Here is a 10,194-nt window from a genome sequence, read left to right on the forward strand (position 1 = left end):
TGTGGAATGCCTCGCCGGTACGATGGGTTGACCCGGTCAGACGCAACGGAAGGGCAATCAGGCATGCGCCAGCTCATCATCATCGGTTCCGGCCCGGCCGGGTTCACCGCCGGCATCTACGCAGCGCGCGCAGAGCTCAAGCCGCTCATCGTCGCCTCCAGTGTCGAGACGGGCGGTGAACTCACCAAGACGACCGAGGTCGAGAACTTCCCGGGCTTCCCCGAAGGGATCCAGGGCCCCGACCTCATGATCAAGATGCAGGAACAGGCCGAGAAGTTCGGTGCCGAGGTCCTGTACGACGACGCCGTCTCCGTCGACCTCACCGGCAAGGTCAAGAAGGTCACCGTCGGCTCCGGCGAGACGTACGAGGCCCTCGCGGTCATCTACGCCACCGGCTCGGCCTACCGTCACCTCGGGCTCCCCGACGAAGAGCGCCTGTCCGGCCACGGTGTCTCGTGGTGCGCGACCTGCGACGGCTTCTTCTTCCGACAGAAGAACATCGCCGTCGTCGGTGGTGGCGACTCCGCGATGGAAGAGGCGACGTTCCTCACCCGCTTCGCCGACAAGGTGACGGTCATCCACCGCAAGGACTCCCTGCGTGCGTCGAAGATCATGCAGGACCGTGCGATGAACGACCCGAAGATCGAGTTCGCCTGGAACAAGGAGGTCACCGGCATCACGGGTGACACCGCGGTCGAGGGCGTCACGCTCAAGGACACCGTGACGGGCGAGGAGTCCGAGCTCGCGCTGGACGGCCTGTTCATCGCGATCGGCAACGACCCGCGCACGCACCTGATCCACGGCCAGATCGACATCGCGCCCGAGGGCACGATCGCCGTCCAGGGCCGTTCGTCGAAGACCAACCTGCCGGGTGTCTTCGCCGCCGGTGACGTCATCGACCCGTCCTACCGTCAGGCCATCACGGCTGCCGGTTCGGGCACGGTCGCCGCGCTCGACGCCGAGAAGTACCTCGCCGAGCTCGACGACGCACTGACGGACGAGGCCGAGGGCGTCGCCCCGACCGAGCCCGCCATGGTCGACGTCATCGCCGCGCGGGCCTGACCCGCCTCGGAATACCACGACGGCATCGCCGTTGTACCCCCTGAACGACTTCTCGAAGGAGCACACATGTCCAACGCCAAGGCTGTCACCGACGCCACCTTCTCGGACGAGGTCCTCAAGTCCGACAAGACGATCCTCGTCGACTTCTGGGCCGAGTGGTGTGGCCCGTGTCGCGCGGTCTCGCCGATCCTCGACCAGATCGCCGAAGAGCACGCCGGCAAGATCGAGATCGTGAAGCTCAACGTGGACGACAACCCCCAGTCGGCCATGAACTACCAGATCACGTCGATCCCGGCGATGAAGGTCTTCAAGGGCGGCGAGGTCGTCAAGACCGTCATCGGCGCCAAGCCGAAGCCCGCGCTCGAGGCCGACCTCGCCGAGTTCCTCGCGTAGGTCGCCCCACCCGAACGGCCCCGCTCTCCCCGGAGAGCGGGGCCGTTCTCGTCCGGAGCCACCGGATGACGATCGGCCCCGTCGCGGAACCCTGGTTCCCCGGGCCGATGTCGTAGTGTGGCGGGAATGTCCCACTGAACGGAGCACTCGATGACGAACGGCAACAGCCTCGACCCCTGGTACGACTCCTACGCCCAGCGCACCGCCGGGCTGAGCGCCTCCGAGGTCCGAGCCCTGTTCGCCGTCGCCTCGCGGCCCGAAGTGGTCTCGTTGGCCGGCGGCATGCCGTTCGTCTCCGCGCTCCCCAGAGAGCTCGTCACGGGCTCGCTGGACCGTGTCATGACCGAGCACTCCGCCATGGCGCTCCAGTACGGCGGCGGACAGGGCCTGCGGTCCCTCCGTGAGCACATCGTGGACGTCATGAGCCTCGAGGGCATCCGTGCCAGTGCCGAGGACGTCGTGGTCACCACGGGCTCGCAGCACGCCCTCGACCTCGTCACACGACTGTTCATCGATCCGGGTGACGTCGTGCTCGCCGAGTCGCCCTCCTACGTCGGCGCGATCGGGGTCTTCCGGTCCTACCAGGCCGAGACGGTGCACGTCACGACGGACGAGCTCGGTCTCGTCCCCGAGGCGCTGCGCGAAGCCATCGCCAACCTCCGCACCCAGGGCAAGCGGATCAAGTTCCTCTACACGATCCCGAACTTCCACAACCCGGCCGGCGTCACGATGAGCCGGGAACGCCGCATCGAGGTGCTCGACATCTGCCGGTCGAACAACATCCTCGTGCTCGAGGACAACCCGTACGGGCTCCTGTGGTTCGACGAGCCGGCGCCGCAGGCGATCCGGTCGATCGACGAAGAGGGCGTGGTGTACCTCGGCTCCTTTTCGAAGACCCTCGCACCGGGGTTCCGCGTCGGCTGGGCACTCGCGCCGCACGCCATCCGCGAGAAGCTCGTGCTCGCCAATGAATCAGCCGTGCTCGCGCCGAACTCCTTCGGCCAGTACGTCGTGAACGCGTACCTCGACGCCGCGGACTGGAAGGGTCAGGTCGACACCTTCCGGGGCATCTACGCCGAGCGTCGTGACGCCATGCTGTCCGCACTGGGGGAGTTCCTGCCCGACCTGTCCTGGACGAAGCCGAACGGCGGCTTCTTCGTGTGGCTGACCCTGCCCGAGTCACTCGACTCCAAGGGCATGCTGCCGCGCGCGGTCAAGGAGCTCGTGGCTTACACGCCCGGCACGGCCTTCTACGCCGACGGACGCGGCGGCGGACACATCCGTCTGTCGTTCTGCTACCCGACGCCCGAGCAGATCCGGGTGGGCGTCAAGCGACTCGCCAACGTCGTCAACGACGAGCTCGAACTGATCGAGACGTTCGGCCCGACGACCCGCCCGAACACCGTGGTCCGCGAGACGTCGTCCGTCAGTGCACCGCCCCCGAACATCTCCTGATCAGCGCTTTTCCTCGGTACTGATCGCACAGCACCGCAGTTCCACACCGGAGGACCCCGCATGGCCGAGCTCACCCGTCGTCACGTCGTCGTCGTCGCCGGAGGCATCTCGCACGAACGCGATGTCTCCCTCCGCTCCGGTCGTCGGGTCGCCGACTCACTGACCGGCTACGGCTGGCAGGTGGTCCTGCGCGACGCCGACGCGATGCTCCTGCCGGCTCTCACCGATTCACGCCCGGACGTCGTGTGGCCGGCCCTGCACGGCGCCTCCGGTGAGGACGGGGCCCTGCGGGGCATCCTGGAGGCCGTGGACATCCCGTTCGTCGGCTCACGTTCGACGTCGGCCCGGTTGGCATGGGACAAGCCCACGGCGTCAGCGCTGGTCGCCCGCGCCGGCGTCCGTACCCCTCGTTCGGTGACGCTCTCCCACGACGTGTTCCGCGAGCTCGGCGCTGTCGGTGTCCTCGAGGCCATCGCGACCGAGCACCCGGTACCGCTCGCCGTGAAGCCGGCGCGCGGCGGAAGTGCGCAGGGCGTGACCCTCGTCGATGACGTCAAGGACCTGCCCCGGGCCATGGTGACGGCGTACACGTACTGCGACGATGTCGTGGTCGAGCAGCTCATCCGTGGCACCGAGGTCGCCGTGGGGATCATCGACACCGGAGACGGCCCCGTGGGGCTCTCCGCCGTGGAGATCGTGCCGCGCAACGGTATCTACGGCTTCGAAGCGCGCTACAACGCGGGGGAGACGACCTTCTACACCCCCGCACGACTGTCCGACGAGTTCGCCGGAGCAGCCTCGGAGGCTGCGGTGGTCGCGCACGTAGCTCTGGGACTCCGGCATCTGTCCCGCGTCGACCTGATCATCGACGGGGCCGGGACGCCCTGGTTCCTCGAGGCGAACGTGCTCCCCGGGCTCACCGAGACGTCACTGCTGCCGCAGGCGCTGTCCGCGTCCGGGTTCGACCTCGGCTGGACGTACGCCGAGCTCGCCGAGCAGGCCATCCGGGACCACCGCGCCTGACCCTGCAGCCGATGTTCCACGTGGAACACCGGCACATCGTGTCCCGCCTGCTGTGCGGCCGAGCCTCGATGTTCCACGTGGAACGTCGCTTCACTGGCCGAAGCAGGGTGTATCGAGCAGGCGGACACTCGGCGCTTCCGCCATGTTCCACCGGAACAGCACCAGGTGCCAGTGGCCCGGGCTCTTCCGCGATGGGTCGATCAAACCGTTCGCACCGACTTCGATGAGGCGGTCACGCACCATCCAGGACCGCGGCGCCCCCCGGCCTCGGCGATGGCCTGACGGCGATGCCGGACGCCTCGACGTCGATACCGACTGCCTCCAAGGCCCTCACATCGAGCAGGTCGACGATGCCGGACGCCTCGACGTCGATCGCGACGATGTCCAGCGAACCAGGCCGGGCGTCATTGTGGGCGATCGTCGCGGCACGCACCCCCGTCAACTGAAGAACTGAGGTACAGCGTTGTCTCGTCCGCTCTGGAGTAGCGGCCGGCGGAACGCGATCCCGCGAGAGCGAACTCCCGAAACCTCGGGTCGACCGCGCGGAGGAATCTCCCTCGAACCGCCGGCATGAAGGGCGAGCCGATGGTGGTCACGTCACCACCATCTCACCTGAGGCCCACCACCCTCACTGCTGGAGCAGCCGCTGGGCACGCTGCGTTGCCACCAGGGCTGCCGAAATGAGTCGTGGGTGCGCCTACCCCGGCCCGGGCGTCCTAGGGCGTCACAGCGCCGCACAGAGCCGCACGAAGCTGGTTCAGCCCTCGAGGTCCTCCACCCCGAGCTCACCGAGGATCCGGTTCAGGTCGTCGCCGTTCGCGAAGTCGATCGTGACGGAACTCTTGCGAGCACCGACTGCGATCTTCACCCGCGTGTTCAGGCGGTCGCCGAGCCGCTCAGCGAGATCGTTGAAGTGCGCCTGACGCTTCGACGGTTCGGTCTTCGGCTTCGCCGGGGGCGACTTCGCGGAGAGTTGCTGCGCGATTGCCTCAGCAGCACGGACGGACAAGTCCTCGTTGACGATCTTCTCGGCGAGGTACTCCATCGCCTCGGCGTCCGGAGCGGCGAGGATGGCACGAGCATGTCCGGCAGAGAGCACGCCTGCGGCCACTCGCCGCTGCACGGGGGAGGGGAGCCGCAGGAGTCGGATCGTGTTCGTGATCTGCGGGCGCGATCGACCGATGCGCTGTCCGAGCTGTTCCTGGGTGATCCCGAAGTCCGCGAGGAGCTGCTGGTACGCCGACGCCTCTTCTAAGGGGTTGAGCTGTGCCCGGTGGAGGTTCTCCAGCAGCGCGTCGCGCAGCATCGCGTCGTCGGGGGTGTCCTTGACGATCGCCGGGATCGTGCTCAGGCCGAGTTCCTTCGTGGCCCGTAGACGGCGCTCACCCATGATGAGCTCGTACTGGGGCTCGGTGCCCGTCGCGCCGGGGATCGGCCGGACGACGATGGGCTGCAGGACACCGATCTCGCGGATCGAGTGGACGAGCTCCTGGAGCTCCTCCTCGCGGAACTCCTTCCGCGGCTGTTGCGCGTTCGGGATCACGTCCAGCGGATTGAGGTTGGCGAGTCGGGCTCCCGGCACGGCCACCAGTTCGTCGGCCGTCGGAGCGGATGCCGGTGATCCACCGGTCGGGAAGAACACGTCGACGGGACGGTCCTGCTGATCGGTCGCCGTCGGGATCAGGGCGCCGATGCCTCGGCCGAGTCCGGTTCGCTTCGGTGCCATCAGTGCTTCGCTCCTCGTGCTGCGATCTCGGCGGCCGCTTCCAGGTAGGACAGCGACCCAGTGGAGTTCACGTCGTACGCGACGACGCTCTGGCCGTAGCTCGGTGCTTCGCTCACGCGGACGGAGCGGGGGATCATCGCCTTGAGGACCTGGTCACCGAAGTGCTCCCGGACGTCATTCGCCACCTGGTTCGCCAGGTTCGTGCGGCCGTCGTACATGGTCAACAGGATCGTCGAGACTCGGAGGTTCGGGTTGAGGTGTCGCTCGATCAGCTCGATGTTCCGCAGCAGCTGGCTCAGTCCTTCGAGCGCGTAGTACTCGCACTGGATCGGGATCAGTACCTCTTGCGCGGCAACGAAGGCGTTGATCGTCAACAGGCCCAGTGACGGCGGGCAGTCGATGAAGACGTAGTGGTACGGCTCGTCCAGCGACTGCAGGTACATGTCGAGCGCGGTCCGGAGACGCTGCTCACGTGCCACCAGTGACACGAGCTCGATCTCGGCGCCGGCGAGGTGAATGGTGGCCGGCACACACCAGAGAGTGTCCGACTCGGGGGAGGCCTGCACGGTGTCGGCCATCGGTGCCTCATCGACGATCACGTCGTAGATGCTCGCGACCTCGGCCTGGTGATCGACGCCAAGCGCGGTCGAGGCATTGCCCTGCGGGTCCAGGTCGATGACGAGCACACGAGCGCCGCCATGGGCGAGGCCCGCGGCGAGATTGACGGTCGTCGTCGTCTTGCCGACGCCACCCTTCTGGTTCGAGACGGTGATGATCCGTGTCTCAGAAGGAAGCGGGAACTGCTGCGTGGCAATCGCGCGCCGGCGACGGTTCAGGTCGGCGATCTCGCGAGCGAGCGGTGTCGACGCGTCGTAGTCGGTCGATGAACTCAACGAGTGCCTCTTCCCCGGTTCGATGTTTCACGTGGAACGCGGAGCCACTGGCGGCCGGATGACCCGGCCCGAGCCGCAGCGTCAGTCAACTGTAGCCCGGAAGACGCGGGTGGTCTCGTCGACAACGCCTTCTCCGAGCTCGAGCACCTCGACATCAGAGAGGCGCTTCCGAAGGATGACCTTCCGCGCCTTCTCGATCTCTTCGTCGACCCGCGCACCCTTCATCAGGATGAGCTGGCCGCCGGAGCGGACCAGCGGCACCGTGAGGGGGATGAGCTTCGACAGGGCACTGACGGCGCGTGCGGTGACCTGGTCGACCACGACGTCGTCCGCTACGTCCTCAGCACGGCCGCGGAGCACCGTGACGTTCTGCAAGCCGAGCCGGTCAGACTCAGCGCGAAGCCAATCCGTCCGGCGCTCCATCGGCTCGATGAGGACGAACTCGACGTCCGGACGGGCGATCGCGAGCACGAGACCCGGCAATCCTGCTCCTGAACCGACGTCGGCAACGCGACCCCGGGCCTCCAGGAGGGGTGCGAGCAACGCGGAATTGAGGATGTGTCGCGTCCAGAGGCGGGGCAATTCGAGCGGGCCGATCAGGCCCAGCTCCTCACCCCGCCGCGCGAGCTCGTTGGTGAACGAGCGCGCAACCTCGATCTGGTCACCGAAGAGTGCTGCAGCCGCCGCGGGCTCAGCCTCGAGCACCGGGGCTGCATCGGTCGGGACGGGTGCGTCCGTCATCGGGTGACGACCGTGTGGCGGTCCCGACCCTCACCCTCGGACTCCGAGTGGAAGCCCTTCTCAGCGACCAGATCGTGCACGAGCTTGCGTTCGTACGACGACATCGGGGGGAGCGCAGCCGACGACGAACCGGCTTCGATGCGCTCGACAGCCGTGTCCACGAGCCGCTGGAGCTCGTCAGCACGGGCGTCCCGCGAGCCACCGACGTCGAGGATGAGCCGGCTGAACTCGCCGGTCTCGGCCTGCACGGCGATCCGGGTGAGCTCCTGCAGCGCCGTCACGGTGTCGGGCTTCGACAGCACGCGGAGTGCCTCGCCGTCATCGGTGACGGACAGGTACACCCGACCGGCGCGTTCCTCGATCTCGATGTCGCCGTCGAGGTCGCAGATGTCGAGGAGTTCCTCGATGTAGTCCGCTGCGATGTCCGCCTCGTCGCGGGCGTCCTCGGTCTCGGTCTCCGTCGTCTCGACGGCGCCTGCGGTGTCCTGCTCGGTCACTTACTTCTTCCCGTTCTTCTTCTGGCGCTGCTTGCCGACCGGCTGCTGACGCTGGGTGGTGACGCGCACGGGCTCGATCTCCGTCGCACCGGCGCCGGCACCGGCCTCGGCCAGGACCGGGGTGGCGGTCCCGCGACGCTGTGCCTTCTTGGCCAGGCGGGCTTCACGAGCCAGTGCGGCTTCGGAGCCGGGGGTCGGCATGCTGCGGATGACGAAGTACTGCTGCGCCATCGTCCAGAGGTTCGAGGCCAGCCAGTAGAACATGACACCGAGGGGGAAGCTCAGACCCGAGATCACGAAGACCAGCGGGAGGATGTACAGCATCATCTTCTGCTGGCGGTACATCGGAGACTCCTTGGTCTCCGGCGACATGTTCTTGGCGACGAGCTGCAGCTGCGTGATGAACTGCGACGCCGTCATCACGACGATCATGAAGCCCGCGATCGCACGGACCTCCCACCCGGAGGCGTTCGTGAACGTCTCGTGCAGGGGAGCACCGAACAGGGCCGCGTTGCCGAACGACGCCGCGAGGTCGTTCGTCAGCAGGCCGATGCCGGTCTTGTTGATCTGGGCCTCGTGCAGCACCGAGTACAGCGAGAAGAAGATCGGCATCTGCAGCAGCAGCGGCAGGCAGGAGCTGAGCGGGTTGGTCCCGGTCTCCTTGTAGAGCGCCATCGTCTCGCGGCTCATGGCCTCACGCGAGAACTGGTCCTTCTTGCCCTTGTACTTGTCCTGGATCTTCTTGAGCTGCGGCGCGACCTCGAGCATGCGGCGCTGCGACTTGATCTGCCGGACGAAGATCGGGATCAGCGCTGCGCGGACGACGAACGTCAAGAAGATGATCGAGAGCACCCACGTGATGCCCTCGTTCGGGTCCATGCCGATGTTCTCGAAGATCCAGTGGAAGCCGACGAGGATGGCCGAGACCACCCATTTGAGCGGCCAGAGGACGAATCCGATGATGTCCATGGGGACGGCTACGCCTTTCGAGTGCGCTGGGGGAGCAGGACCGGCCGGGCCGTTCCGACCGCGGGGTGCGGCTGCTGCGGGATCGGCGCGAGGACGAACCCGAACCGGTTGACGACGAACGGGTGACGGCGTTCCTTGACGTCGTCGATGCCACCAGCAGCCCAGGGGTTGCAACGGGCGATGCGCCAGGCGCCCATGGCGGATCCGCGGACGACGCCGTACTGCTGGATCGCGTCGAGGGCGTACCGGGAGCACGACGGGTGGTAGCGGCAGACGTTGCCGTACAGCGGAGAGATCACCGCACGGTAGGCCCGGAGCACGACGACGCACGCGTTGCGTGGGAGCAACGCGATGACCCAGGCAAGCCGGGTCCACAGAGTGCGGTTCATGCTGCCTTCTCCACCCCGCGCGCGAAGGAGCGCGTGACGTCTTCGAGCAGGGTAGGCCATCCGGCCTGCGATGCGGCTGGCAGTACACGGACCACCACGTCGAAGCCCTGTGGGGTCTCGTCGAGCAGGTCGTGCGCGATCGCCTTGAGCCGCCGCCTGATCAGGTTCCGTGTCACGGCGTTCCCCACCGTCTTCGCGACGATGAAGCCGAACCGCGTCGGTCCGTTGCGGTCGACCGGCTGACGGACCACGGACACGACGACGTGCGCCGTGGCGCTCTTGCGACCACGACGCACGACGTTCCGGTAGTCATCCCCGCGCACGATGCGGTTGGCGCTGGCCAACACTGCGACGCCGGGGTCAGACCGAGGACCGGATCAGGCGATGAGCCTGATCAGGCCGAGAGCTCGGTACGGCCCTTGGCGCGGCGCGCCGACAGGATGGCGCGGCCGGCACGCGTCCGCATGCGGAGGCGGAAGCCGTGCTTCTTGGCGCGGCGGCGGTTGTTCGGCTGGAAGGTGCGCTTGCTCATGATGTTCTCCACACGGCTGCTCGCGGCGAGCCGTCACGTATGTGTAGCCGTCCGGGTGTCGAACGACGCAGATGGGCGCGACCAAAGGGCCGCAGTCAACTGGTTAACGGTACGTGACAGCGGCGAGCAGGTCAAACCCCGCCCGGACCGGTTGCGTCGGCGCCGTCGGGTCTGCCGCTGCTCGAGCCCATTCTCCACATTGGGGACAACTTCCGTTCGGTGGGACTCGGTCCGGTCCTTTACAGTGGTGTGATCGATCGCCCCGATGGCCGGTACGACAGGGAAGTACTCCTGTCGGACGGCTCGAGGTGGTCGTGGACAACACTGTGGACAACCCTGTGGGAACCTCCGCGGCAACGAGGCGTCGACGAAGCCCCCGGAGCCACCGACGATCCGCCGGCGACGACCTGGTCCCGAGTGCGGTCGCCGAGGACGCCACGGCATGTCCGACCCCGCAGGACGCACCCTCGTCCGGCAGCGAACGCACGACACGACCCCTGGAGACGAGCGCGAC

At 67.3% G+C, this 10,194-nt stretch carries 13 protein-coding genes; 4 read left to right on the forward strand and 9 right to left on the reverse strand.

The window, feature by feature from the left end; translation table 11 throughout:
• Nucleotides 1–63 precede the first annotated feature (63 nt).
• The 4 genes from trxB to DEJ29_RS17940 all read left to right on the forward strand — a co-directional run bounded on the left by trxB (nucleotide 64) and on the right by DEJ29_RS17940 (nucleotide 3,933).
• Entirely contained in the window at nucleotides 64–1,062 is a 999-nt protein-coding gene (gene trxB / locus DEJ29_RS17925) for a thioredoxin-disulfide reductase (RefSeq protein WP_110863691.1), read from the forward strand.
• Between the two features lie 66 nt (nucleotides 1,063–1,128).
• Nucleotides 1,129–1,455 (forward strand): thioredoxin, encoded by a 327-nt coding sequence (trxA, locus tag DEJ29_RS17930; protein WP_017887828.1) that lies wholly within the window; start codon nucleotides 1,129–1,131, stop codon nucleotides 1,453–1,455.
• Nucleotides 1,456–1,605: 150 nt separating this feature from the next.
• Nucleotides 1,606–2,910, forward strand: a complete 1,305-nt coding sequence (locus DEJ29_RS17935; RefSeq protein ID WP_111094118.1) for an aminotransferase-like domain-containing protein — start codon at nucleotides 1,606–1,608, stop codon at nucleotides 2,908–2,910.
• Nucleotides 2,911–2,970: 60 nt separating this feature from the next.
• Nucleotides 2,971–3,933 (forward strand): D-alanine--D-alanine ligase family protein, encoded by a 963-nt coding sequence (locus tag DEJ29_RS17940; protein ID WP_111094119.1) that lies wholly within the window; start codon nucleotides 2,971–2,973, stop codon nucleotides 3,931–3,933.
• A gap of 232 nt (nucleotides 3,934–4,165) precedes the next feature.
• On the opposite strand, the gene DEJ29_RS17945 is transcribed toward DEJ29_RS17940, so the two are convergent.
• From DEJ29_RS17945 to rpmH, 9 genes are all read right to left on the reverse strand, one after another.
• Nucleotides 4,166–4,366 carry a hypothetical protein gene (locus tag DEJ29_RS17945; RefSeq protein ID WP_220037312.1) on the reverse strand — a complete coding sequence of 67 codons (201 nt, stop codon included), beginning with the start codon at nucleotides 4,364–4,366 and terminating at the stop codon, nucleotides 4,166–4,168.
• Between the two features lie 324 nt (nucleotides 4,367–4,690).
• Complete coding sequence (locus tag DEJ29_RS17950) at nucleotides 4,691–5,659, reverse strand: ParB/RepB/Spo0J family partition protein (protein WP_111094120.1); 969 nt, start codon at nucleotides 5,657–5,659, stop codon at nucleotides 4,691–4,693.
• Complete coding sequence (locus DEJ29_RS17955) at nucleotides 5,659–6,552, reverse strand: ParA family protein (protein ID WP_269149421.1); 894 nt, start codon at nucleotides 6,550–6,552, stop codon at nucleotides 5,659–5,661. The genes DEJ29_RS17950 and DEJ29_RS17955 overlap by 1 nt, the downstream gene beginning before the upstream one ends.
• 81 nt (nucleotides 6,553–6,633) lie before the next feature.
• Complete coding sequence (gene rsmG, locus DEJ29_RS17960) at nucleotides 6,634–7,293, reverse strand: 16S rRNA (guanine(527)-N(7))-methyltransferase RsmG (RefSeq protein WP_110863688.1); 660 nt, start codon at nucleotides 7,291–7,293, stop codon at nucleotides 6,634–6,636.
• Entirely contained in the window at nucleotides 7,290–7,790 is a 501-nt protein-coding gene (locus tag DEJ29_RS17965) for a Jag family protein (RefSeq protein ID WP_110863687.1), read from the reverse strand. The genes rsmG and DEJ29_RS17965 overlap by 4 nt, the downstream gene beginning before the upstream one ends.
• A complete protein-coding gene (gene yidC, locus DEJ29_RS17970; RefSeq protein ID WP_111094121.1) occupies nucleotides 7,791–8,759 on the reverse strand; it encodes a membrane protein insertase YidC in 969 nt (322 codons plus the stop codon).
• Between the two features lie 8 nt (nucleotides 8,760–8,767).
• The gene (yidD, locus tag DEJ29_RS17975) at nucleotides 8,768–9,148 is read right to left on the reverse strand and encodes a membrane protein insertion efficiency factor YidD (RefSeq protein ID WP_017887819.1); all 381 of its coding nucleotides are present in this window, start codon (nucleotides 9,146–9,148) and stop codon (nucleotides 8,768–8,770) included.
• Nucleotides 9,145–9,495, reverse strand: a complete 351-nt coding sequence (rnpA, locus tag DEJ29_RS17980) for a ribonuclease P protein component (RefSeq protein WP_110863685.1) — start codon at nucleotides 9,493–9,495, stop codon at nucleotides 9,145–9,147. The genes yidD and rnpA overlap by 4 nt, the downstream gene beginning before the upstream one ends.
• A gap of 47 nt (nucleotides 9,496–9,542) precedes the next feature.
• Nucleotides 9,543–9,680, reverse strand: a complete 138-nt coding sequence (gene rpmH, locus DEJ29_RS17985; protein WP_022889115.1) for a 50S ribosomal protein L34 — start codon at nucleotides 9,678–9,680, stop codon at nucleotides 9,543–9,545.
• Nucleotides 9,681–10,194 lie beyond the last annotated feature (514 nt).

The sequence above is a fragment of the Curtobacterium sp. MCPF17_021 genome (genome assembly GCF_003234605.2).
Classification (GTDB): domain Bacteria; phylum Actinomycetota; class Actinomycetes; order Actinomycetales; family Microbacteriaceae; genus Curtobacterium; species Curtobacterium flaccumfaciens.

Bases quoted from the DNA above. Each gene is read 5' to 3' on its own strand.
- trxB (WP_110863691.1), top strand. From the start codon at position 64: ATGCGCCAGCTCATCATCATCGGTTCCGGCCCGGCCGGGTTCACCGCC.
- DEJ29_RS17935 (WP_111094118.1), top strand. From the start codon at position 1,606: ATGACGAACGGCAACAGCCTCGACCCCTGGTACGACTCCTACGCCCAG.
- yidD (WP_017887819.1), bottom strand. From the start codon at position 9,148: ATGAACCGCACTCTGTGGACCCGGCTTGCCTGGGTCATCGCGTTGCTC.
- DEJ29_RS17940 (WP_111094119.1), top strand. From the start codon at position 2,971: ATGGCCGAGCTCACCCGTCGTCACGTCGTCGTCGTCGCCGGAGGCATC.
- yidC (WP_111094121.1), bottom strand. From the start codon at position 8,759: ATGGACATCATCGGATTCGTCCTCTGGCCGCTCAAATGGGTGGTCTCG.
- rsmG (WP_110863688.1), bottom strand. From the start codon at position 7,293: ATGACGGACGCACCCGTCCCGACCGATGCAGCCCCGGTGCTCGAGGCT.
- DEJ29_RS17950 (WP_111094120.1), bottom strand. From the start codon at position 5,659: ATGGCACCGAAGCGAACCGGACTCGGCCGAGGCATCGGCGCCCTGATC.
- trxA (WP_017887828.1), top strand. From the start codon at position 1,129: ATGTCCAACGCCAAGGCTGTCACCGACGCCACCTTCTCGGACGAGGTC.
- rpmH (WP_022889115.1), bottom strand. From the start codon at position 9,680: ATGAGCAAGCGCACCTTCCAGCCGAACAACCGCCGCCGCGCCAAGAAG.